We start from the raw sequence: 24,582 nt of genomic DNA, 5'->3' as shown, positions 1-24,582 counted from the left end.
GCACGCGTCGCCGCGTTCACCGTCGTGTGATGACATCAACGCCGTGCCACGTCATCGTCCGGGACACTTGCTGAGTCGGCCTTCAGGAAATCGACGAACGCGCGCAGCGGCGCGGGCACATGACGATGGCCCGGATAGTAAAGAAAAGGACCTGAAAAGCACTGCCACCACGGTTCGAGAATCGCTTCGAGCACGCCGCTGTCCAGATGCGGGCGCAGCATGTCTTCGAACAGGTGAATGATGCCGAGGCCCGCGACCGCGCCGCTGACCGCGAGGTCGATCGCGGCGCCGGGCCGCACCAGCAGCGGTCCTGTCGGATTCAATTGCAGCAGCTCGCCGTCGCGCTCGAAGTACCAGGTCGGCATCGCGCCGCTGGCGAATTGCCCGCGCAGGCAGGCATGCGCGAGCAATTCGCCGGGATGTTGCGGACGGCCGTGCGCGTCGAGATACGCGGGCGCCGCGGCGGTCGCGAAGCGCTGCACGCGCGCGCCGATCGGCACCGCGATCATGTCCTGCTCGAGGCGTTCATCGTAGCGAATGCCCGCATCGCACCCGATCGACAGCACATCGACGAACCCATCCTCGACCACCACTTCGACGCGAATATCCGGGTACTGCTTCAGAAAGCGCGCAAGCACGTCGGGCAGCACGATGCGCGCGACGCTCGACGGCACGTTGAGCTTCAATGTGCCGGTCGGCTTGTCGCGAAAGCCGTTCAGCACGTCGAGCGCCGCTTCCATTTCGCCGAACAGCGGCGTCAGCTTCTCGATCAGACGCAGCCCGGCTTCGGTCGGCGCGACGCTGCGCGTGGTGCGGTTCAGGAGCCGCAGCCCGAGTTTCGTTTCGAGGCGCCGCACCGCGACGCTCAGACTCGACGCCGACACGCCGCTCACGCGCGCCGCGTCGCGAAAGCCGCCGGCGCGGGCGACGGAAACGAAGGCGGCCAGATCATTCAGTTCCATGACGATTGATTGTGCAGAATTTTGAACAACCCGTACACGTTAGACCGCTTTATTCAACAACGCAATTCCGGCGATACTGCCGCTCATCACTTCACAAGGAGATCGTCATGCCGAACTTCAGCTCCGTCGACACTTTCGCACTAGCCGGCCGCCCGGTGCGGCGCATGGGCTATGGCGCGATGCAGCTGGCCGGCCCCGGCGTGTTCGGGCCGCCGAAAGACCGCGACGCGGCGCTCGCGGTGCTGCGTGAGGCGGTCGCATCGGGCGTCGACCACATCGATACCAGCGATTTTTACGGGCCGCACGTGACCAATCAGTTGATCCGCGAGGCGCTCCACCCGTATCCACGCGATCTGACGATCGTGACGAAGGTGGGCGCGGTGCGCGACGGCGCCGGCGCCTGGCTGCCGGCGCAGGAGCCCGCCGACCTCGAGCGCGCGGTGCATGACAATCTGCGCAACCTCGGGCTCGACGCGCTCGACGTGGTCAACATGCGCATGATGGGCAACGTGAACGAGCCGAGCGAGGGCTCGATCGGAAAGCAGGTCACGGCGCTTGCCGAGCTGCAGCAGCGCGGGCTCGTGCGTCATGTCGGCCTGAGCAACGCGACGGCCGCACAGATTGCCGAGGCTCAGCGCATCACGAAGGTCGTGTGCGTGCAGAACCACTACAACCTCGTGCATCGCGACGACGATGCGTTGATCGATGCGCTCGCGGCGCAGGGCATCGCCTACGTGCCGTTTTTCCCGCTGGGTGGCTTCACGCCGATTCAATCGTCCGAGCTGTCGGAGCTTGCGCGCAAGCTCGAGGCAACGCCGATGCAGGTCGCGCTTGCCTGGCTATTGCATCGGGCACCTAACATTCTGCTGATTCCGGGCACGTCTTCGGTGACTCATCTGCGTGAAAACCTGCAGTCGGCGCAGTTGAAGCTCAGCGACGAGGTGCTCGATCAACTGAATGCGATCGGCGCTGAAAAGGGCTGATTACACCGATGCCGCGATGAACTCCCGCAACCATTGATGCGCGGGATCGCGATACACCCGCTCGTGCCATAGCATCGCCATCTCGTAGCCCGGCACCTCGACGGGCGGCTCGACCATCCGCAGCGCGTCCGTGCCGCGCACGAGACGCGCGGGCAGCATCCCCACGAGATCCGTGCTCGCGAGCACCGACTGCATGAACAGAAAGTGCGGCACCGACAGCACGACCTTGCGCGCGAGACCCACCTTCGCGAGCGTCTCGTCGGTGACGCCGAAAAAGCTGCCGCCATCGGGCGACACGATCACGTGTTCGAGCTTGCAGAACTGCGCGAGGGTGGGCCAGTGGTCACAGGTCTGCACATTGGTGGTCGGCCATGTGTAGCGAGCTATGAGCGTAGTCGGCTTTCGGCCGGCGCCTCCGCCCGAAGGACAACATGAACATGATTATGGCAAGAGCCGATGCGGCAATGAGTGTTATCGCCGCGACACCTTTAGACCCTCGCGGATTGCGCGATCGCACTGGCGGCAGCATGCGCATCGATCCTGATCGCGCTGTCTTCGAACACCGTCATCTATGTCAGGTGATGGTTAGCACAAGCAGCGCGCCGACGACGAATTGACAGATCGTATGACCCCGCGAAGTCCGCGCGATAAAAATGCCGGCTAAAGGCGGACACGTAATCCGCCACTTTCAGTAGAGAATCGTCCGGATCATTGATCCCGTCATCGGCGCGCAGAGATTCATATGCATAGCTGCGCATCGACAAAGTGACGAGATTCGGGCAGATAGTTGCCGGCGTTCTCGCCTAACACGCGTACAAGGAGTGTGGTGGGTTCTGTCAAAATCACAATCACAAGCAGATCGAAACCAAAGATCGATTTGCGGTGGTGAAGATATTCCTTAGCGAGACTACGTGCCCTCAGGCCCTGAAGGTGACGGACAAAGTGGCTAATGAAGCAGCAGTCGGCACTTAAGCATTACCCTTCTCCTTCACAGTTTCTCGCCCCGACAGGCGGAAATGCGTGAACCGGGAAGATATGTTGCACATCTTCAGCGACGCGCGCCAAACAGACTTCGCAGCACCGACAGCATGCCCACGGGAACGAGACGGATGGGCATGGTTCGGGATGCTTGCATGGCTGTGCGAGTTCGAAAATTCAATCGGAGAGAAAGGCTTCATGGCTATCTCCGTGCAAATCTCAAGAACATAAATGAGATAGTGCGGAAATAACATTTTGCATTGTATCGAACCAGTCAGAAATGATGCTGCTACCAGGAATTTCGACTGCGGCAGGAAATCGTGTGACAACTTCACTGTTCAGCGCAGCCATGAACGTGCCCTATCCGCACCTCGCCGCACGCGTGTTCAACACGCCGCTCTCGCGCCAACGGTTCGATGAAAATGGCGAGCAATGGGTTGGCCACTGTCGATACGGGCAGCCCTATCTGGTCAGGCAATCGCACGCGGAAATCAGTGCTTGTGAAAGACTGCGAACGAAAAATTCGTACCAGTCTCACTGTGTTGTCGCGGCTGTCTGATTTCGCGGGGTCACCGATATCCGGACAATTGGAGCCAGTACGAAATCTCGTGTTTCGTTCACCAAGGTCACCCGAATTAGCCGAATCGATCCTTTAAACGACGAGCATTGCTTCATTGTTTTCTGAGTCTGGATTGCGGTTCAGGTGTCGCACCACATACTTCAATCTAACCGGTTACGATCATGACTCGAAACGATTTTCCTGACGTACAGGCTGCCGCGCCCCTCACCAACGGGGACGGCCTCTCCGGTTTGCGGCTCCGCCCCCTGTCATGGCTGGTTTCGTCGCTGCTGGTCGTGCTCGCCTTGCCGGCGAGTGCCATTGCGGGCGCTCAAACGAAGTCTGATCTGGCGCTGGCGAGCGATGCAGCAACTACAAGCAGATTGACTCCGGTCGAGATTAAACAGCCGTCGACTCCGGGAAGCCATGCTCCTCCGGTGACGTTCTCACAGTGGCTCGAAACGCAACCGTCCAGTAGCGAGGGAGGGCCTCCGGTGGATTCCGCCACGCTGCGCCGTATCTTCCTGGGCGCCGTCGAGGAAGCGGAGAAGCGCAGTCCCGAAGTCGGGCAGGCGTATGCCGCCTACGAAGCCGCGAAATCAGACGTCGACGAAGCGAAAGGCTTGCGGTGGCCGCAAGTCGACATCGGTTCGCAGACACAGGGTGTGCAATTTGGTCCCGGTAATCGAAATGGCTCCAACAACGGGAACGTAGTGACGGCGAACGTCACGACAACGGTGTACGACTGGGGGCGTACAAAGAACACAATCGGAAGTCGTGAACAACTCTCGGATGCCGCGCTCAGTAGTTATGTAGCGGCCCGCAATCAGAATGCGTTCGAGGTGACGAGCACGCTCGTTGAACTGGGCAAGCAGCGCACGATCGTTGACGTGAGCCAGCAATTTGTTGAGCGTATGGCCACGCTCGTGAAGATGCTCAGCGAAATTGTGGCTGTCGACCGTGGTCGCGGCAGCGAACTCACGCAGGCCAAGGCGCGTCTGCTGCAGGCTGAAGCTGCGCGCGATTCAGCGCAAGCGAAGGCACGTGATGCGGAACTGGCGTTGCAAAAGCTGCTGGGCGAAAGCGTACCGCCGATTCCGCACGCGCGCGACTGGCCGCTCCAACCGGGCAATCTGCCGCAACTCCTGGAGCTGGTGAATGCTCATCCGAGCTTGCATCAGATTCAGTCCGAGGCAAATGCGGCCGACCTGAATGCCAAAGTGGTGAAAGCGTCGGGCCTGCCGTCGGTGAATTGGGTTGTCAGTGCGAATGCCGGAATCGGAGGCACGGGCGCGGGACAACGTGCGCCATGGCAAACCATGTTGACGCTCAACTGGGCCGCATTCCGCGGCGGTTCGACGCAGGCGGCGACGGCTGCGGCAGGGCACCGGGCACAGGCTTCGTGGCAGCGCCTCGACCAGCAGCGGCGTGACCTCGAGTATGGCATTCGCACCGCAAATCAGGATGCGCACACCATGCTCAGCCGTGCGGAGCAGTACAAACGCCTCTCCGCTGAAACCGATCAGGTGCGCAAGGCTTTCTTCGAACAGTGGTACCACCTGGGCAAACGAACCCTGCTCGATGTGCTCCTTGCGGAGAACGATCACTACGGCAACAGCGTGAGCGAAGTGACGAACCGTTTCGATGGCTACGCGGCGGTACTGCGGGAGCACGCATCCGCGGGTTCGCTGGTTGACTGGCTGGAGACCGGGCGCTCCGGCGGTTAGGTGTTGCGGATCAGAGCCGCACCGGATACAGGGCTTCGCGATGGGCTGCCTTCCTTTCTGGATGGCGGCCCTTTTTGCGTCTGGCGCACAGACGAGAAACATCGGACAACTGCCTGTTTAGCCCTTACGCAATCGTGCATAGGCACCGCTGCTCGCGATTCCCGTGCCGAGAAATGTCTCGTTTCTGTCTCGTCCAAATTCGAACTCGTCATATTTCGTTTTATCGCTCACCCATCAAGAATAGAGGTAGAGCAGCATTCTTGCGACTGCCATGTCGCCATTTTCTATCTATACGCTGGTCAGGTGGACCAGCATACGCACTTAAAGAGGCACTACCATGAGTACCAGTTCAGTGAAGCTGGCCGTTGTCGACGGCAGCACCATCAAGCAGACTGTTGAATTGCGCGGGTCCGCGCAAGGCGCTCCCGTTCGTGTAAGCGCCATCAAAGGTGGCAAATTCATTCTGGCCGAGAGCAAGACCGGCCACGGCCCCGAAAACATTACCGTGCGACGCTCCGGCAAGAATCTTCTGGTCAGCCTGGAAGGGGCGGAGTTGGACCAGCCGCAACTGATCATTGAGGACTTCTACGGCAATGAAGGCGAGCTGGTCGGCCTGGGTGAAGACGGGTCGTATCACGAATATATCGCTGCGGACGGCGAGGATGATCATGAGGCCGCTTTTCTTGTGGATGGCGCGGACTCGCCTCTGGTTCTGGGTGCGGCGCAACTGAACGGTTTCGGCGCGAATCTCGTCGCCGCGCCGGATGTCGGTCTGGTGGGCTTCGGCCTCCTGGGCCTGGGTGCGCTTGCCGCGCTGGGTGCGGGGATTGCCGCCGCGAGCGGTGGTGGTAATGGCGGCAGCGCTCCTGCTGTAGTGGATGAACAGACGCCGCCGGGTGCAGTTGACGACGATACGGATGCTGACGCCGATTCCGATTCCGATGCCGACGCGGATGCGGATGCGGATGCGGATGCGGACGCGGACGCGGATGCCGATGCTGACGCGGATGCTGACGCGGATGCTGACGCGGATGCTGACGCGGATGCTGACGCGGACGCTGATGCGGATGCTGATGCTGATGCTGATGCTGATGCTGATGCTGATGCTGACGCCGATGCGGATGCCGATGCCGATGCCGATGCCGATGCCGATGCCGATGCCGATGCCGATGCGGATGCGGATGCGGATGCGGATGCGGATGCGGATGCGGATGCGGATGCGGATGCGGATGCGGATGCGGATGCCGATGCGGATGCCGATGCCGATGCGGATGCCGATGCTGATGCTGATGCCGATGCCGATGCCGATGCCGATGCCGATGCCGATGCCGATGCCGATGCTGATGCTGATGCCGATGCGGATGCGGATGCGGATGCGGATGCGGATGCCGATGCCGATGCCGATGCTGATGCGGATGCGGATGCGGACGCGGATGCTGATGCTGACGCCGATGCGGACGCTGATGCTGACGCCGATGCGGACGCTGATGCGGATGCTGATGCTGATGCTGATGCGGATGCCGATGCCGATGCGGATGCCGATGCTGACGCCGACGCGGATGCGGATGCTGATGCTGATGCTGATGCTGATGCGGATGCGGATGCGGATGCGGATGCGGATGCGGATGCCGATGCCGATGCCGATGCCGATGCCGATGCGGACGCGGATGCCGATGCGGACGCTGATGCCGATGCCGATGCTGATGCCGATGCCGATGCCGATGCCGATGCCGATGCGGATGCCGATGCCGATGCCGATGCCGACACGGATGCGGATGCTGATGCTGACGCCGATGCTGACGCCGATGCTGACGCCGATGCTGACGCCGATGCGGACGCTGATGCTGACGCCGATGCGGATGCGGATGCCGATGCGGATGCCGATGCCGATGCCGATGCCGACACGGATGCGGATGCTGATGCTGACGCCGATGCTGACGCCGATGCTGACGCCGATGCGGACGCTGATGCCGATGCCGATGCCGATGCCGATGCCGATGCCGATGCTGATGCCGATGCGGACGCTGATGCCGATGCCGATGCCGATGCGGATGCGGATGCGGATGCGGATGCCGATGCTGACGCTGATGCTGATGCTGATGCTGATGCTGACGCCGATGCGGATGCGGATGCGGATGCGGATGCGGATGCTGATGCGGATGCTGACGCTGACGCTGACGCCGATGCGGATGCTGACGCCGATGCCGATGCGGATGCTGACGCCGATGCCGATGCGGATGCTGACGCCGATGCTGACGCCGATGCCGATGCCGATGCGGATGCTGACGCGGATGCGGATGCGGATGCGGATGCGGATGCCGACGCTGATGCTGATGCGGATGCTGACGCCGATGCGGATGCGGATGCGGATGCGGATGCGGATGCGGATGCTGATGCGGATGCTGACGCTGACGCTGACGCTGACGCTGACGCTGACGCTGACGCTGACGCTGACGCCGATGCGGATGCTGACGCCGATGCCGATGCGGATGCTGACGCCGATGCCGATGCCGATGCGGATGCTGACGCCGATGCTGACGCCGATGCCGATGCCGATGCCGATGCGGATGCTGACGCGGATGCGGATGCGGATGCGGATGCGGATGCGGATGCGGATGCCGATGCGGATGCGGATGCTGACGCTGATGCCGATGCCGATGCGGACGCTGATGCGGATGCCGATGCTGACGCTGATGCTGATGCTGATGCTGACGCCGATGCGGATGCTGACGCCGATGCCGATGCGGATGCCGACGCTGATGCCGATGCCGATGCCGATGCCGATGCCGATGCCGATGCCGATGCCGATGCGGATGCGGATGCGGATGCGGATGCGGATGCGGATGCGGATGCGGATGCGGATGCGGATGCCGATGCGGATGCCGATGCCGATGCGGATGCCGATGCTGATGCTGATGCCGATGCCGATGCCGATGCCGATGCCGATGCCGATGCCGATGCCGATGCCGATGCCGATGCTGATGCTGATGCCGATGCGGATGCGGATGCGGATGCGGATGCGGATGCCGATGCCGATGCCGATGCTGATGCGGATGCGGATGCGGACGCGGATGCTGATGCTGACGCCGATGCGGACGCTGATGCTGACGCCGATGCGGACGCTGATGCGGATGCTGATGCTGATGCTGATGCGGATGCGGATGCGGATGCGGATGCCGATGCGGATGCGGATGCGGATGCTGATGCGGATGCGGATGCGGATGCGGATGCCGATGCCGATGCGGATGCGGATGCGGATGCCGATGCCGATGCCGATGCCGATGCCGATGCCGATGCCGATGCCGATGCGGATGCGGATGCTGACGCGGATGCGGATGCCGATGCTGATGCTGATGCGGATGCGGATGCCGATGCGGATGCGGATGCGGATGCGGATGCCGATGCCGATGCCGATGCCGATGCCGATGCCGACACGGATGCTGATGCTGACGCCGATGCGGACGCTGATGCTGACGCCGATGCGGATGCTGATGCTGACGCCGATGCTGACGCTGATGCTGACGCCGATGCGGATGCTGATGCCGATGCCGATGCCGATGCCGATGCCGATGCCGATGCCGATGCCGATGCCGATGCCGATGCTGATGCCGATGCGGATGCGGATGCGGATGCGGATGCGGATGCGGATGCGGATGCGGATGCGGATGCGGATGCGGATGCGGATGCGGATGCGGATGCGGATGCGGATGCGGATGCCGATGCCGATGCGGATGCGGATGCCGATGCCGATGCCGATGCCGATGCGGATGCGGATGCTGACGCGGATGCGGATGCCGATGCTGATGCTGATGCGGATGCGGATGCGGATGCGGATGCCGATGCTGATGCTGATGCTGATGCTGATGCCGATGCCGATGCCGATGCCGATGCCGATGCCGATGCCGATGCGGACGCTGATGCGGATGCTGATGCTGATGCGGATGCGGATGCGGATGCGGATGCCGATGCCGATGCCGATGCCGATGCCGATGCCGATGCCGATGCCGACTCGGATGCGGATGCTGATGCTGACGCCGATGCGGACGCTGATGCTGATGCTGATGCTGATGCTGATGCTGATGCTGACGCCGATGCGGACGCTGATGCGGATGCTGATGCTGATGCTGATGCCGATGCGGATGCGGATGCCGATGCCGATGCCGATGCCGATGCGGATGCGGACGCTGATGCGGATGCGGATGCGGATGCGGATGCGGATGCGGATGCGGACGCGGATGCGGATGCGGATGTTGATGCGCCGGACCAGCCAGTCATTGGCGAAGTGATTGACGACGAAGGTCCGATCCAGGGACCGGTGGGCAATGGCGAGAGCACGGACGACACGACGCCGACGCTGGTGGGCAAGGGCGAACCGGGCGACACGATCGTCGTGATCGACAACGGCACGCCGGTTGGCGAGACGCAGGTCGACGAGGACGGCAACTGGAGCTTCACGCCTGATACGCCGCTGGACGAAGGCGAGCATGAGTTCACGGTGGTGGAGCGTGATCCCGCGGGCAACGAAAGCAAACCGTCGGAGCCGCACGTGGTGATCGTGGACACGACTGCGCCGGACCAGCCAGTCATTGGCGAAGTGATTGACGACGTGGGTCTGGTTCAGGGTCCTGTGGACAATGGCGGCAGCACGGACGACACGACGCCGACGCTGGTGGGCAAGGGTGAACCGGGCGACACGATCATCGTGATCGACAACGGCACGCCGGTTGGCGAGACGCAGGTCGACGAGGACGGCAACTGGAGCTTCACGCCTGATACGCCGCTGGGCGAAGGCGAGCACGAGTTCACGGTGGTGGAGCGTGATCCCGCGGGCAACGAAAGCAGGCCGTCGGAGCCGCACGTGGTGATCGTGGACACGACTGCGCCGGACCAGCCAGTCATTGGCGAAGTGATTGACGACGTGGGTCTGGTTCAGGGTCCTGTGGACAATGGCGGCAGCACGGACGACACGACGCCGACGCTGGTGGGCAAGGGTGAACCGGGCGACACGATCATCGTGATCGACAACGGCACGCCGGTTGGCGAGACGGAGGTCGACGAGGACGGCAACTGGAGCTTCACGCCTGATACGCCGCTGGAAGAAGGCGAGCACGAGTTCACGGTGGTGGAGCGTGATCCCGCGGGCAACGAAAGCAAGCCCTCGGAGCCGCACGTGGTGATCGTGGACACGACTGCGCCGGACCAGCCAGGCATTGGCGAAGTGATTGACGACGAAGGTCCGATCCAGGGACCGGTGGGCAATGGCGAGAGCACGGACGACACGACGCCGACGCTGGTGGGCAAGGGTGAACCGGGCGACACGATCATCGTGATCGACAACGGCACGCCGGTTGGCGAGACGGAGGTCGACGAGGACGGCAACTGGAGCTTCACGCCTGATACGCCGCTGGAAGAAGGCGAGCACGAGTTCACGGTGGTGGAGCGTGATCCCGCGGGCAACGAAAGCAGGCCGTCGGAGCCGCACGTGGTGATCGTGGACACGACTGCGCCGGACCAGCCGGTCATTGGCGAAGTGATTGACGACGTGGGTCTGGTTCAGGGTCCTGTGGACAATGGCGGCAGCACGGACGACACGACGCCGACGCTGGTGGGCAAGGGCGAACCGGGCGACACGATCGTCGTGATCGACAACGGCACGCCGGTTGGCGAGACGCAGGTCGACGAGGACGGCAACTGGAGCTTCACGCCTGATACGCCGCTGGAAGAAGGCGAGCACGAGTTCACGGTGGTGGAGCGTGATCCCGCGGGCAACGAAAGCAGGCCCTCGGAGCCGCACGTGGTGATCGTGGACACGACTGCGCCGGACCAGCCAGTCATTGGCGAAGTGATTGACGACGAAGGTCCGATCCAGGGACCGGTGGGCAATGGCGAGAGCACGGACGACACGACGCCGACGCTGGTGGGCAAGGGTGAACCGGGCGACACGATCGTCGTGATCGACAACGGCACGCCGGTTGGCGAGACGCAGGTCGACGAGGACGGCAACTGGAGCTTCACGCCTGATACGCCGCTGGACGAAGGCGAGCACGAGTTCACGGTGGTGGAGCGTGATCCCGCGGGCAACGAAAGCAGGCCGTCGGAGCCGCACGTGGTGATCGTGGACACGACTGCGCCGGACCAGCCGGTCATTGGCGAAGTGATTGACGACGAAGGTCCGATCCAGGGTCCGGTGGGCAATGGTGAGAGCACGGACGACACGACGCCGACGCTGGTGGGCAAGGGCGAACCGGGCGACACGATCGTCGTGATCGACAACGGCACGCCGATTGGCGAGACGACGGTCGACGAGGAGGGCAACTGGAGCTTCACGCCTGAGACGCCGCTGGAAGAGGGCGAGCATGAGTTCACGGTGGTGGAGCGCGATCCTGCGGGCAACGAAAGTGGGCCGTCGGACCCGCGGACGGTGATCGTGGATACGACGCCGCCGGGCAAGCCGTCGATTGTCGAAGTCATTGACGACGAAGGTCCGGTTCAGGGTCCGGTGGGCAATGGTGAGAGCACGGACGACACGACGCCGACGCTGGTGGGCGAGGGTGAACCGGGCGACACGATCATCGTGATCGACAACGGCACGCCGATTGGCGAGACGACGGTCGACGAGGAGGGCAACTGGAGCTTCACGCCTGAGACGCCGCTGGAAGAGGGCGAGCATCAGTTCACGGTGGTGGAGCGCGATCCTGCGGGCAACGAAAGTGAGCCGTCGGACCCGCGGACGGTGATCGTGGATACGACGCCGCCGGGCAAGCCGTCGATTGTCGAAGTCATTGACGACGAAGGTCCGGTTCAGGGTCCGGTGGGCAATGGTGAGAGCACGGACGACACGACGCCGACGCTGGTGGGCAAGGGCGAACCGGGCGACACGATCGTCGTGATCGACAACGGCACGCCGATTGGCGAGACGACGGTCGACGAGGAGGGCAACTGGAGCTTCACGCCTGATACGCCGCTGGACGAAGGCGAGCATGAGTTCACGGTGGTGGAACGCGATCCCGCGGGCAACGAAAGCAGGCCGTCGGAGCCGCACGTGGTGATCGTGGACACGACTGCGCCGGACCAGCCGGTCATTGGCGAAGTGATTGACGACGAAGGTCCGATCCAGGGTCCGGTGGGCAATGGCGAGAGCACGGACGACACGACGCCGACGCTGGTGGGCAAGGGCGAACCGGGCGACACGATCATCGTGATCGACAACGGCACGCCGGTTGGCGAGACGGAGGTCGACGAGGACGGCAACTGGAGCTTCACGCCTGATACGCCGCTGGACGAAGGCGAGCACCAGTTCACGGTGGTGGAGCGTGACGAGGCGGGCAACGAAAGCAGGCCTTCGGAGTCGCACGTGGTGATCGTGGACACGACCCCGCCGGTGATCAGGCCGGTGATCTGGGCGGTGATCGACGACGTGGGCCCGCTGAAGGGGGTGATCTCCCCGGGCGGGACGAGCGACGACACGCAGCCGAAAATCTGGGGCTCGGCGGAGCCGGGCAGCACGGTGACGGTGTATGACGGTGACCAGGTCCTGGGACAGACGACGGCTGATGACGATGGCAATTGGAGTTTCACGCCGGAGCAGCCGCTGGCCTATGGCCCGCATGAACTGACGGCGGTGGCGACGGGCGCGGCGGGCAACCAGAGCGAGCCGAGCGAACCGTTCGGTTTCTCGTTGGGGGCAGATACCCCCACCGTAATTTATGAGGACTTTAGTGGGGCTCCGGTTGGTTCCCTTGGTAAGGGACTTACCCTCGGCTTATTGCACATCAGCACTATCAATCAGGCGAGCGATTGGCAGGGGATATCCCCCGCCGGGTTTGTTGGGCCAATTACTAAGCCCACTAGCAACGCGTTGGGTGTGTGCGGAGCCGTGTATGTCGGTTTGGAAGATGGCTACACCGCAAGCTCCATTACATTCACTGTGGGCGATAGTGACACCAGTGGCAATGTGATCAGGTTCATCGGCACCGACGGTAAGATAATCTTGACTGGGACCTTCGGATCGAAAACGGCACATACGGTCACGTTCACTATGCCGGAAGGAATGGTCTTTACGGGGTTCCAGTTAGTTTCTGGCTCCAACGGCACTCAGGCCGGTGGCAAGGACTACTTCTTCGTGGATGACATCGCTATTACGCTTGAGACTTTTGGGGGGGGAGTTACCGGTCTATCAATAACCGAGGAAGAGCAGAGTGCTGATGCAGTTGTAATGTCTGTTGAAGACGTTGCTGATGACGCGGTCGTTGATCAGGACGCGGTTTTGGACCAGGACATTACTTCTGGTCAGAACCCTGTAGCGGATCACGACACACAGGACAGCCAGGAAGCAACCGCCGAGGCCGATCCGGTCGTCCCGGCAGAATCGGTCCTCGCCGTGCAAGACGACGGTCAGGTACACGTCGAACATGACGGCGAAGGCGAGATTCTGGATCTGACTCGCATTGGGCAGACGCCGTTGTCCGTCGAGGTCATCGATCTGACGGGCACGGGCGACAACACGCTCAAGCTGTCGCTGGGCGATGTGCTCGAGCAGGGCGGCAAGGACCTGTTCATTGCTGATGGCCGCACGCAAGTGATGGTCAAGGGCGATGCGGGTGACAAGGTCGAGCTGTCTGATCTGTTGCCGGACGGGGAGGACATCGGCGACTGGACGCAACAGTCTGGCAACGCGACTGTGGATGGCATCGAGTATGACGTCTTCTACCATTCGGGTCTGAACGCCGAACTGCTGGTGCAGCACGGTGTCGAGACGGTGCTGAACAACCACTGACCTCCGGATGGTCCGCGACGCATGACCTGCGTCGCGGACCCGGAATCACCACCCATTTAATCAGGCTCCCTGAGCAGCATCGCGTTGCCCGGGGGACCGTTTTTGACGAACTGATCATGACTTTCAATCAAACCCTGATGCGTGCGCTCGCAGGCGCATTGCTCGTGACGGCGGGTACCTTGCCCGCCATCGCACAACAGACTTTCTCTAACCCGCAACCGCCGGTCACCCAGGCAGCCGCACCCGGCACCGCGCCGACGGCCCGTGCCGGTACGCAGCCCGGCAAGGTATTCGGCCAGAGCTACGCGCCGGTCGGACAGGTCGGCCCCCAGCAGGCGCAGATCGTCTACTACCGTGATGCATCCGCGGGTGCGGGCCGTTCGGCCGCTGCCGACGTCTACGTTGATGGCGAGCTGCAGACCGCATTGCTGCCCAATGGCTATAGCATTTTCTGCGTCAAGCCGGGCCAGCACATGCTGGGCGCCTACATTCAGGACGCACCGCTGTACAAAGGCAAGACCACCGGGCGATCCGGCGCAGAACTGAAGGGCGGCATGACCTACTTCGTGAAGGTCGGGCCGGCTGGCAGCAATGACGCACCGATCATGGTGCCGCGCAACGAAGCCGAAGCCCAGTTGCAAGGCATGCGCGCCCAGATGCACGTTCTTTCGCGCGCATCGGCAGTGGAGGCGTGTGACCCTGCGTCGATCCCCGTGACGGCAGCTCCGGTGGCGCAGCCTGTCGCGGCGAAAGAATACACGCTCAAGGGCGACATGCTGTTCGCCTTCGGCAAGTCTGGCAATCGCGACATGACTGTCACAGGCCATGCGGCAATTGCACATCTGGCTGAGCAGATTCGCGCGGAAAACACCTCGCTGCAAGCCGTGACGGTGATCGGCCACGCGGACCTGATCGGCTCGGCGGCGGCGGCGCAGAAGCTTGGCGAGCAGCGTGCGATGACGGTTCGCCGGATGCTGATCGAGCAGGGTATTCCGGCGCAGAAGATCACCGCGGAAAGCGCGGGCAATTCCGATCCGGTGGTCGCCGACTGCAGTGGCACGATGCAGCAGAAGATTGCCTGCAATGAGCCCAACCGCCGGGTGGTGGTGCAACTGAGTCTGTCGGGCCCGGCCCGATAAAGGCATGGGGGGAGGCTGAGCCCTGATGCTGAGCCCTGAGGCGCGATCTTCCTGAATCGGGAAGGTCGCGCACCTACCGGCCTTCACCGCATGCCCGGGCAAACGGTGAGGGCCTTCCGGGAACGGGAGTGTCGCGATGACCAGACAAACAGAGATTCCTGCAATCAATGTGCTGCTCGCCTATGCAGAGTTGCACGACAGGGATCAGGTATTTTTTAACGGGAAGCTCAATGAGTTCGTGTTTGCGTCCCGATCGAGCAAACGTGAGTTCATCAGGCAGTGGCAGCGAGCGCTCGCGGCTACCGGAACAACGCCGATAGACACGAATCATTCAAAATGAAGGGCACTGTCAGGTGCAGTCAGATCTCCAGGCTGCAACGGATTAGTTGCGGTTGATTCAGGGCTAAATTCTTCCATGCACTGCGTGCGCGAGCACAGCGCCTGTTAAATGACATTTCTGGCCGGAACTCGCCATGTACTTTGCCAATCCGGGCAGGATCATTGGCAGCTTCTTCATCCGCCACCATGCCTTCCGGGTCCGCATTGACGACGTCGAGCACTATTTATCGGGTTTCGTCGCCCTATCTGAACCATCTGGAATCGCAGCGGCATTCAATATTCTCCACGCTGGCGCGGGGGTGGAACGCCTCCCTGATCGGGGCGGCTACGCAGGGGACGTGGCTCACGCCGCCATCGGGGTGGACAGCAAGCGGCCTTTGCATTTACGCGCCTGCCATGCAGGCCGGGGGATCTCTATTCCTGTCATTCGGCAAATGCAGCCGTGCCCGGCGGGCGTCATCATGAGCCACGCACTGCGGATCAGGGCTCGACCGCGCGGAGCAGTACAAACGCCTCTCCGCTGAAACCGATCAGGTGCGCAAGGCCTTCTTCGAACAGTGGTACCACCTGGGCAAACGAACCCTGCTCGATGTGCTCCTTGCGGAGAACGATCACTACGGCAACAGCGTGAGCGAAGTGACGAACCGTTTCGATGGCTACGCGGCGGTACTGCGGGAGCACGCATCCGCGGGTTCGCTGGTTGACTGGCTGGAGACCGGGCGCTCCGGCGGTTAGGTGTTGCGGATCAGAGCCGCACCGGATACAGGGCTTCGCGATGGGCTGCCTTCCTTTCTGGATGGCGGCCCTTTTTGCGTCTGGCGCACAGAGGCGAGAAACATCGGACTACTGCCTGTTTAGCCCTTACGCAATCGTGCATAGGCACCGCTGCTCGCGATTCCCGTGCCGGGAAATGTCTCGTTCCTGTCTCGTCGAAATTCGAACTCGTCATATTTCGTTTTATTGCTCACCCATCAAGAATGGAGGTAGAGCAGCACTCCTGCGACTGCCATGTCGCCATTTTCTATCTATACGCTGGCCAGGTGGACCAGCATAGGCACTCAAAGAGGCACTACTACTACCATGAGTACCAGTTCAGTGAAGCTGGCCGTCGTCGACGGCAGCACCATCAAGCAGACTGTTGAATTGCGTGGGTCCGCGCAGGGCGCTCCCGTTCGTGTAAGCGCCATCAAAGGTGGCAAATTCATTCTGGCCGAGAGCAAGACCGGCCACGGCCCCGAAAACATTACCGTGCGACGCTCCGGCAAGAATCTTCTGGTCAGCCTGGAAGGGGCGGAGCTGGACCAGCCGCAACTGATCATTGAGGACTTCTACGGCAATGAAGGCGAGCTGGTCGGCCTGGGTGAAGACGGGTCGTATCACGAATATATCGCTGCGGACGGCGAGGATGATCATGAGGCCGCTTTTCTTGTGGATGGCGCGGACTCGCCTCTGGTTCTGGGTGCGGCGCAACTGAACGGTTTCGGCGCGAATCTCGTCGCCGCGCCGGGTGTCGGTCTGGTGGGCTTCGGCCTCCTGGGCCTGGGTGCGCTTGCCGCGCTGGGTGCGGGGATTGCCGCCGCGAGCGGTGGTGGTAATGGCGGCAGCGCTCCTGCTGTAGTGGATGAACAGACGCCGCCGGGTGCAGTTGACGACGATACGGATGCGGACGCTGATTCCGATGCGGACGCGGATGCGGATGCGGATGCTGATGCGGATGCGGATGCGGATGCGGATGCTGATGCGGATGCGGATGCGGATGCGGATGCGGATGCTGATGCCGACGCTGACGCCGACGCGGATGCGGATGCCGATGCGGATGCTGATGCCGATGCTGATGCTGATGCAGATTCCGATGCCGATGCGGATGCTGACGCCGATGCTGACGCCGATGCGGATGCGGACGCCGATGCGGATGCGGATGCGGATGCTGATGCGGATGCGGATGCGGATGCGGATGCGGACGCCGATGCGGATGCGGATGCGGATGCGGATGCGGATGCGGATGCGGATGCGGACGCCGATGCGGATGCGGATGCGGATGCGGATGCGGATGCGGATGCGGATGCGGATGCGGATGCTGATGCTGACGCCGATGCGGATGCTGACGCCGATGCGGATGCGGACGCCGATGCGGACGCCGATGCGGATGCGGATGCTGACGCCGACGCGGATGCGGACGCTGATGCCGATGCGGACGCCGATGCGGATGCTGACGCGGATGCGGATGCGGATGCCGATGCTGACGCGGATGCCGATGCCGATGCCGATGCGGACGCCGATGCCGATGCCGATGCTGACGCCGACGCGGATGCGGATGCGGACGCCGATGCCGATGCCGATGCAGACGCGGATGCTGACGCCGACGCGGATGCCGACGCGGATGCCGACGCGGATGCGGATGCGGATGCGGATGCTGACGCGGATGCCGATGCGGACGCCGATGCGGATGCCGATGCGGATGCGGACGCCGATGCGGATGCCGATGCCGATGCGGATGCTGATGCCGATGCGGACGCCGATGCGGATGCGGATGCGGATGCGGATGCGGATGCGGACGCCGATGCCGATGCCGATGCCGATGCCGATGCCGATGCCGATGCCGATGCCGATGCCGATGCCGATGCCGATGCCGATGCCGATGCCGATGCCGATGCCGATGCGGATGCCGATGCTGACGCCGATGCTGACGCCGATGCTGACGCGGACGCGGATGCTGACGCGGACGCGGATGCTGACGCGGATGCGGATGCGGATGCTGACGCGGATGCCGATGCGGATGCCGATGCGGATGCGGATGCGGATGCGGATGCTGATGCTGATGCTGATGCTGACGCCGACGCGGATGCCGATGCCGATGCCGATGCCGATGCCGATGCCGATGCGGATGCGGATGCGGATGCGGATGCGGATGCTGACGCTGATGCAGATGCCGACGCGGACGCGGACGCGGATGCGGATGCGGATGCGGATGCTGACTCCGACGCGGATGCCGATGCTGACGCGGATGCCGATGCTGACGCGGATGCGGATGCGGATGCCGATGCCGATGCGGATGCCGATGCTGACGCGGACGCGGATGCTGACGCGGACGCGGACGCGGATGCCGATGCGGATGCTGATGCTGACGCCGACGCGGATGCTGACGCCGATGCCGATGCCGATGCCGATGCTGACGCGGATGCGGATGCGGATGCCGATGCTGATGCCGATGCCGATGCCGATGCCGATGCCGATGCGGACGCTGATGCTGATGCCGATGCGGATGCGGATGCGGATGCGGATGCGGATGCGGATGCGGATGCGGATGCGGATGCGGATGCGGATGCGGATGCCGATGCCGATGCGGATGCGGATGCGGATGCCGATGCGGACGCGGATGCTGACGCGGATGCTGACGCCGACGCCGACGCCGACGCCGACGCGGATGCCGACGCGGACGCGGACGCGGATGCTGATGCTGATGCGGACGCTGATGCTGATGCTGATGCTGATGCTGATGCTGATGCTGATGCTGATGCTGATGCGGATGCCGATGCGGATGCTGATGCCGATGCGGATGCTGACGCTGATGCAGATGCCGACGCGGACGCGGATGCTGACTCCGACGCGGACGCGGATGCCGATGCGGACGCCGATGCGAATGCCGATGCTGACGCGGATGCCGATGCGGATGCTGACGCCGACGCCGATGCCGATGCCGATGCCGATGCCGATGCCGATGCCGATGCCGATGCCGATGCCGATGCGGATGCCGATGCTGACGCGGACGCGGACGCGGACGCGGATGCCGATGCGGACGCGGATGCCGATGCTGATGCTGATGCTGATGCTGATGCCGACGCTGATGCCGATGCCGATGCCGATGCCGATGCCGATGCCGATGCGGACGCTGATGCGGATGCCGATGCGGACGCTGATGCTGATGCGGATGCGGATGCGGATGCGGATGCGGATGCGGATGCGGATGCTGATGCCGATGCCGATGCTGACGCGGATGCGGATGCGGATGCGGATGCGGATGTTGATGCGCCGGACCAGCCAGTCATTGGCGAAGTGATTGACGACGAAGGTCCGATCCAGGGACCGGTGGGCAATGGCGAGAGCACGGACGACACGACGCCGACACTGGTGGGCAAGGGTGAACCGGGCGACACGATCGTCGTGATCGACAACGGCACGCCGATTGGCGAGACGAAGGTCGACGAGGAGGGCAACTGGAGCTTCACGCCTGAGACGCCGCTGGAAGAGGGCGAGCATGAGTTCACGGTGGTGGAGCGCGATCCTGCGGGCAACGAAAGTGGGCCGTCGGACCCGCGGACGGTGATCGTGGATACGACGCCGCCGGGCAAGCCGTCGATTGTCGAAGTCATTGACGACGAAGGTCCGGTTCAGGGTCCGGTGGGCAATGGTGAGAGCACGGACGACACGACGCCGACGCTGGTGGGCGAGGGTGAACCGGGCGACACGATCATCGTGATCGACAACGGCACGCCGATTGGCGAGACGACGGTCGACGAGGAGGGCAACTGGAGCTTCACGCCTGAGACGCCGCTGGAAGAGGGCGAGCATCAGTTCACGGTGGTGGAGCGCGATCCTGCGGGCAACGAAAGTGGGCCGTCGGACCCGTGGACGGTGATCGTGGATACGACGCCGCCGGGCAAGCCGTCGATTGACGAGGTCATTGACGACGAAGGTCCGATCCAGGGTCCGGTGGGCAATGGTGAGAGCACGGACGACACGACGCCGACGCTGGAGGGCATCTGGGGCAGGTGTGAGCCGGGCAACACGATCATCGTGATCGACAACGGCACGCCGATCGGCGAGACGACGGTCGACGAGGAGGGCAACTGGAGCTTCACGCCTGAGACGCCGCTGGAAGAGGGCGAGCATCAGTTCACGGTGGTGGAGCGCGATCCTGCGGGCAACGAAAGTGGGCCGTCGGATCCGTGGACGGTGATCGTGGATACGACGCCGCCGGGCAAGCCGTCGATTGACGAGGTCATTGACGACGAAGGTCCGATCCAGGGTCCGGTGGGCAATGGTGAGAGCACGGACGACACGACGCCGACGCTGGTGGGCGAGGGTGAACCGGGCGACACGATCATCGTGATCGACAACGGCACGCCGATCGGCGAGACGACGGTCGACGAGGAGGGCAACTGGAGCTTCACGCCTGAGACGCCGCTGGAAGAGGGCGAGCATCAGTTCACGGTGGTGGAGCGCGATCCTGCGGGCAACGAAAGTGGGCCGTCGGATCCGTGGACGGTGATCGTGGATACGACGCCGCCGGGCAAGCCGTCGATTGACGAGGTCATTGACGACGTGGGTCCGACCCAGGGTCCGGTGGGCAATGGTGCGAGCACGGACGACACGACGCCGACGCTGGAGGGCATCTGGGGCAGGTGTGAGCCGGGCAACACGATCATCGTGATCGACAACGGCACGCCGATTGGCGAGACGACGGTCGACGAGGAGGGCAACTGGAGCTTCACGCCTGAGACGCCGCTGGAAGAGGGCGAGCATGAGTTCACGGTGGTGGAGCGTGATCCCGCGGGCAACGAAAGCAGGCCGTCGGAGCCGCACGTGGTGATCATCGATACGACAGTGCCAGCACTGGTACTGAAGGCACCTGAAGTACCGGAGATGGCAGACGGTGTAATCGACGCGACAGAGGCCAGCGATGGCACGTGGGTGTTGATCCCTGCCTATACGGGCATGGTCGCGGGTGACGTGATCACGATTGACTGGAACGGCAAGAGCTACGAGCACGTGGTGGGGGCGGTCGACGTACTCACCGGGATCAAGGTGAAGATCCCGGCAGACGATCTGATCGGGCAGGACACGGCGTTCGACATCTCCTATACGGTGACGGACGCAGCGGGCCACGTCTCATCGCCGAGTCCGACTACCCATGTGAGGATTTACACGATGGGACCGGACAAGCCAGAAATTGACGAAGTCATTGACGACGTGGGTCCGCAGGGTCCGGTGGACAATGGGGAGAGCACGGACGACACGACGCCGACGCTGGTGGGCAAGGGCGAACCGGGTGACACGATCATCGTGATCGACAACGGCACGCCGATTGGCGAGACGGAGGTCGACGAGGACGGAAACTGGAGCTTCACGCCTGATACGCCGCTGGGCGAAGGCGAGCACGAATTCACGGTGGTGGAGCGTGATCCCGCGGGCAACGAAAGCAAGCCGTCGGATCCGCACGTGGTGATCGTGGATACGGTAGCGCCGACTGCTGAGGCGTCCATCACATACATGGGCAAGGACAGCGGAATGGACAGCGGCGACTTCCTGACCAATGATGGCTCAGCAGGCCGTTTGATTATGGGCGAGCTGACGACAGAACTCGCGGCCAACGAGAGGGTTCAGGTGTCAGTGGATGGCGGCAAGACCTGGCAGGATGCGATGGTCGACAACAAGGGAAGTTGGGTATTCCAGGACAATACGGCGCACAACGCGTCCTGGACGATCCAGACGCGCGTGGTCGATACGGCTGGCAATATTGGCAAGGTGGCGTCACAAAATGTAACGCTGGATACGATTGCCCCGTCGTCGATACTCGGGGTCTCGTATGACATGGTGGGTGAGATTGGCCGCCTCACCGTGACGCTTTCTCCGAGTGCCATGGCGGGCGATACCCTACTGGTTGCAGTGGGTGACGTGCGATTCCACATCTACGTGACTAGTTCGGATATAGCTCGCGGATCGGCCAGCGTGGAGATGACGTCCGGTGCTATAGCAGCGATTGAGTCAGGTGCTGCATATGGGGTTGCGGTTATGGATGCTGCTGGCAATAGCTCTAACTATATCGTTGGGGAAAGCGGTACCTCTATCGAGACGGAACAGCTACATGTCGTGAATCCGGGAACCCTCCTCTCGGGTCGCGAGCCCTTCGACACCTACGTCGGCACCGATGCAAATACCGTCTTTACGGTGGACGACGTTAATGAAGTGATGGACGCCGGGTTCATCTTTGGCAACGGCGGTCTAGACACGCTGAAGCTGGCAGGCGCTGGCCAGACCTTGGACTTGGGCAAGGTTAGCTTTGTGGTGTCGTCGATCGAAGTGTTCGACATTACCGGCACGGGTAACAACACGCTCAAGCTGTCGCTGGGCGATGTGCTCGAGCAGGGCGGCAAGGACCTGTTCATTGCTGATGGCCGCACGCAAGTGATGGTCAAGGGCGATGCGGGTGACAAGGTCGAGCTGTCTGATCTGTTGCCGGACGGGGAGGACATCGGCGACTGGACGCAACAGTCTGGCAACACGACTGTGGGTGGCATCGAGTATGACGTCTTCTACCATTCGGGTCTGAACGCCGAACTGCTGGTGCAGCACGGTGTCGAGACGGTGCTGAACAACCACTGACCTCCGGATGGTCCGCGACGCATGACCTGCGTCGCGGACCCGGAATCACCACCCATTTAATCAGGCTCCCTGAGCAGCATCGCGTTGCCCGGGGGACCGTTTTTGACGAACTGATCATGACTTTCAATCAAACCCTGATGCGTGCGCTCGCAGGCGCATTGCTCGTGACGGCGGGTACCTTGCCCGCCATCGCACAACAGACTTTCTCTAACCCGCAACCGCCGGTCACCCAGGCAGCCGCACCCGGCACCGCGCCGACGGCCCGTGCCGGTACGCAGCCCGGCAAGGTATTCGGCCAGAGCTACGCGCCGGTCGGACAGGTCGGCCCCCAGCAGGCGCAGATCGTCTACTACCGTGATGCATCCGCGGGTGCGGGCCGTTCGGCCGCTGCCGACGTCTACGTTGATGGCGAGCTGCAGACCGCATTGCTGCCCAATGGCTATAGCATTTTCTGCGTCAAGCCGGGCCAGCACATGCTGGGCGCCTACATTCAGGACGCACCGCTGTACAAAGGCAAGACCACCGGGCGATCCGGCGCAGAACTGAAGGGCGGCATGACCTACTTCGTGAAGGTCGGGCCGGCTGGCAGCAATGACGCACCGATCATGGTGCCGCGCAACGAAGCCGAAGCCCAGTTGCAAGGCATGCGCGCCCAGATGCACGTTCTTTCGCGCGCATCGGCAGTGGAGGCGTGTGACCCTGCGTCGATCCCCGTGACGGCAGCTCCGGTGGCGCAGCCTGTCGCGGCGAAAGAATACACGCTCAAGGGCGACACGCTGTTCGCCTTCGGCAAGTCTGGCAATCGCGACATGACTGTCACAGGCCATGCGGCAATTGCACATCTGGCTGAGCAGATTCGCGCGGAAAACACCTCGCTGCAAGCCGTGACGGTGATCGGCCACGCGGACCTGATCGGCTCGGCGGCGGCGGCGCAGAAGCTTGGCGAGCAGCGTGCGATGACGGTTCGCCGGATGCTGATCGAGCAGGGTATTCCGGCGCAGAAGATCACCGCGGAAAGCGCGGGCAATTCCGATCCGGTGGTCGCCGACTGCAGTGGCACGATGCAGCAGAAGATTGCCTGCAATGAGCCCAACCGCCGGGTGGTGGTGCAACTGAGTCTGTCGGGCCCGGCCCGATAAAGGCATGGGGGGGATGCTGAGCCCTGATGTTGAGTCCTGAGGCGCGATCTTCCTGAATCGGGAAGGTCGCGTACCTACCGGCCTTCACCGCATGCCCGGGCAAACGGTGAGGGCCTTCCGAGAACGGGAGTGTCGCGATGACCAGACAAACAGAGATTCCTGCAATCAATGTGCTGCTCGCCTATGCAGAGTTGCGCGACAGGGATCAGGTATTTTTTAACGGGAAGCTCAATGAGTTCGTGTTTGCGTCCCGATCGAGCAAACGTGAGTTAATCGAACAGTGGCAGCGAGCGCTCGCGGCTACCGGAACAACGCCGATAGACACGAATCATTCAAAATGAAGGGCACTGTCAGGTGCAGTCAGATCTTCGGGCTGCAACGGATTAGTTGCAGTTGATTCAGGGTTCGCGATGCTGAAATGCAGATCCTGGCGGCTGGAGAATTTGCCGGAGTGCAGAGCATGAGTCTTGCGATCCACGCGGATCGTGCCCCTGCAAAAATCTCGAACAACAAATGTATATACTGAAGGGCGAAATCGTGTTCGGTAAGATTTTAATGGCTGCGGCCAGACGAGACATCGTCGCCAGGTATCTGGCC

General features: G+C 62.6%; 16 protein-coding genes and 1 pseudogene. 12 read left to right on the top strand and 5 right to left on the bottom strand.

The window, feature by feature from the left end:
- Positions 1-35: 35 nt before the first annotated feature.
- Entirely contained in the window at positions 36-962 is a 927-nt protein-coding gene (locus OKW27_RS16910) for a LysR family transcriptional regulator (RefSeq protein WP_429334153.1), read from the bottom strand.
- Between the two features lie 107 nt (positions 963-1,069).
- Between OKW27_RS16910 and OKW27_RS16905 the strand changes: the two genes are divergently transcribed.
- Positions 1,070-1,945, top strand: coding sequence for an aldo/keto reductase family oxidoreductase (locus OKW27_RS16905; RefSeq protein ID WP_429334152.1), 876 nt, complete (start codon positions 1,070-1,072; stop codon positions 1,943-1,945).
- On the opposite strand, the pseudogene OKW27_RS16900 reads toward OKW27_RS16905, so the two are convergent.
- Positions 1,946-2,281, bottom strand: a pseudogene (locus OKW27_RS16900) (LysR substrate-binding domain-containing protein); the annotation flags it as partial. It lies immediately after the preceding gene.
- 95 nt (positions 2,282-2,376) lie between these two features.
- Here OKW27_RS16900 and OKW27_RS16895 point away from each other — a divergent pair.
- Positions 2,377-2,562: a hypothetical protein gene (locus OKW27_RS16895; protein ID WP_184060756.1), complete on the top strand. Its 186-nt coding sequence runs from the start codon at positions 2,377-2,379 to the stop codon at positions 2,560-2,562.
- Here OKW27_RS16895 and OKW27_RS16890 read toward each other — a convergent pair.
- Positions 2,520-2,624 (bottom strand): BCCT family transporter, encoded by a 105-nt coding sequence (locus OKW27_RS16890; protein WP_429334623.1) that lies wholly within the window; start codon positions 2,622-2,624, stop codon positions 2,520-2,522. The two genes, OKW27_RS16895 and OKW27_RS16890, sit on opposite strands and share 43 nt — an antisense overlap.
- A gap of 621 nt (positions 2,625-3,245) precedes the next feature.
- Between OKW27_RS16890 and OKW27_RS16885 the strand changes: the two genes are divergently transcribed.
- Positions 3,246-3,482, top strand: a complete 237-nt coding sequence (locus OKW27_RS16885; protein ID WP_429334151.1) for a hypothetical protein — start codon at positions 3,246-3,248, stop codon at positions 3,480-3,482.
- A 182-nt stretch (positions 3,483-3,664) separates the two neighbouring features.
- Entirely contained in the window at positions 3,665-5,209 is a 1,545-nt protein-coding gene (locus OKW27_RS16880) for a TolC family protein (protein ID WP_429334150.1), read from the top strand.
- A 349-nt stretch (positions 5,210-5,558) separates the two neighbouring features.
- Here OKW27_RS16880 and OKW27_RS16875 read toward each other — a convergent pair whose 3' ends face one another.
- Positions 5,559-9,695, bottom strand: coding sequence for a hypothetical protein (locus OKW27_RS16875; protein ID WP_429334149.1), 4,137 nt, complete (start codon positions 9,693-9,695; stop codon positions 5,559-5,561).
- On the opposite strand from OKW27_RS16875, the gene OKW27_RS16870 reads away from it, so the two are divergent.
- The 5 genes from OKW27_RS16870 to OKW27_RS16850 all read left to right on the top strand — a co-directional run bounded on the left by OKW27_RS16870 (position 9,594) and on the right by OKW27_RS16850 (position 16,198).
- Positions 9,594-13,985 carry an Ig-like domain-containing protein gene (locus OKW27_RS16870; protein ID WP_429334622.1) on the top strand — a complete coding sequence of 1,464 codons (4,392 nt, stop codon included), beginning with the start codon at positions 9,594-9,596 and terminating at the stop codon, positions 13,983-13,985. The two genes, OKW27_RS16875 and OKW27_RS16870, sit on opposite strands and share 102 nt — an antisense overlap.
- 116 nt (positions 13,986-14,101) lie before the next feature.
- A complete protein-coding gene (locus OKW27_RS16865) occupies positions 14,102-15,124 on the top strand; it encodes an OmpA family protein (RefSeq protein WP_429334148.1) in 1,023 nt (340 codons plus the stop codon).
- Positions 15,125-15,260: 136 nt separating this feature from the next.
- Positions 15,261-15,464, top strand: a complete 204-nt coding sequence (locus tag OKW27_RS16860) for a hypothetical protein (RefSeq protein ID WP_429334147.1) — start codon at positions 15,261-15,263, stop codon at positions 15,462-15,464.
- Positions 15,465-15,597: 133 nt separating this feature from the next.
- Positions 15,598-15,987, top strand: a complete 390-nt coding sequence (locus tag OKW27_RS16855) for a hypothetical protein (protein WP_429334146.1) — start codon at positions 15,598-15,600, stop codon at positions 15,985-15,987.
- Positions 15,988-15,997: 10 nt separating this feature from the next.
- On the top strand, positions 15,998-16,198 hold the full coding sequence (locus OKW27_RS16850) for a hypothetical protein (RefSeq protein WP_018417429.1): 201 nt from the start codon (positions 15,998-16,000) through the stop codon (positions 16,196-16,198).
- Positions 16,199-16,555: 357 nt separating this feature from the next.
- Here OKW27_RS16850 and OKW27_RS16845 read toward each other — a convergent pair whose 3' ends face one another.
- Positions 16,556-19,720 (bottom strand): hypothetical protein, encoded by a 3,165-nt coding sequence (locus OKW27_RS16845; RefSeq protein WP_429334145.1) that lies wholly within the window; start codon positions 19,718-19,720, stop codon positions 16,556-16,558.
- Here OKW27_RS16845 and OKW27_RS16840 point away from each other — a divergent pair.
- From OKW27_RS16840 to OKW27_RS16830, 3 genes are all read left to right on the top strand, one after another.
- Positions 19,619-22,846 (top strand): Ig-like domain-containing protein, encoded by a 3,228-nt coding sequence (locus tag OKW27_RS16840; RefSeq protein WP_429334621.1) that lies wholly within the window; start codon positions 19,619-19,621, stop codon positions 22,844-22,846. The genes OKW27_RS16845 and OKW27_RS16840 overlap by 102 nt on opposite strands.
- Positions 22,847-22,962: 116 nt before the next feature.
- A complete protein-coding gene (locus OKW27_RS16835) occupies positions 22,963-23,985 on the top strand; it encodes an OmpA family protein (RefSeq protein WP_090809575.1) in 1,023 nt (340 codons plus the stop codon).
- A gap of 137 nt (positions 23,986-24,122) precedes the next feature.
- Positions 24,123-24,326 (top strand): hypothetical protein, encoded by a 204-nt coding sequence (locus OKW27_RS16830; protein WP_143037275.1) that lies wholly within the window; start codon positions 24,123-24,125, stop codon positions 24,324-24,326.
- Positions 24,327-24,582 lie beyond the last annotated feature (256 nt).

Origin of the sequence: Paraburkholderia sp. 35.1 (genome assembly GCF_050436525.1) — a bacterium.
Taxonomy (GTDB): Bacteria; Pseudomonadota; Gammaproteobacteria; order Burkholderiales; family Burkholderiaceae; genus Paraburkholderia; species Paraburkholderia tuberum.
The sequence above is the reverse complement of the archived record's forward strand: the minus strand, read 5'-3'. Positions and strand labels throughout refer to the sequence as shown.

Coding starts and splice junctions, on each gene's coding strand:
- OKW27_RS16910 (WP_429334153.1), bottom strand. CDS start 962: ATGGAACTGAATGATCTGGCCGCCTTCGTTTCCGTCGCCCGCGCCGGC.
- OKW27_RS16905 (WP_429334152.1), top strand. CDS start 1,070: ATGCCGAACTTCAGCTCCGTCGACACTTTCGCACTAGCCGGCCGCCCG.
- OKW27_RS16895 (WP_184060756.1), top strand. CDS start 2,377: ATGAACATGATTATGGCAAGAGCCGATGCGGCAATGAGTGTTATCGCC.
- OKW27_RS16880 (WP_429334150.1), top strand. CDS start 3,665: ATGACTCGAAACGATTTTCCTGACGTACAGGCTGCCGCGCCCCTCACC.
- OKW27_RS16875 (WP_429334149.1), bottom strand. CDS start 9,695: ATGCTCGCCTTCGTCCAGCGGCGTATCAGGCGTGAAGCTCCAGTTGCC.
- OKW27_RS16865 (WP_429334148.1), top strand. CDS start 14,102: ATGACTTTCAATCAAACCCTGATGCGTGCGCTCGCAGGCGCATTGCTC.
- OKW27_RS16860 (WP_429334147.1), top strand. CDS start 15,261: ATGACCAGACAAACAGAGATTCCTGCAATCAATGTGCTGCTCGCCTAT.
- OKW27_RS16855 (WP_429334146.1), top strand. CDS start 15,598: ATGTACTTTGCCAATCCGGGCAGGATCATTGGCAGCTTCTTCATCCGC.
- OKW27_RS16845 (WP_429334145.1), bottom strand. CDS start 19,720: ATGCTCGCCCTCTTCCAGCGGCGTCTCAGGCGTGAAGCTCCAGTTGCC.
- OKW27_RS16835 (WP_090809575.1), top strand. CDS start 22,963: ATGACTTTCAATCAAACCCTGATGCGTGCGCTCGCAGGCGCATTGCTC.
- OKW27_RS16830 (WP_143037275.1), top strand. CDS start 24,123: ATGACCAGACAAACAGAGATTCCTGCAATCAATGTGCTGCTCGCCTAT.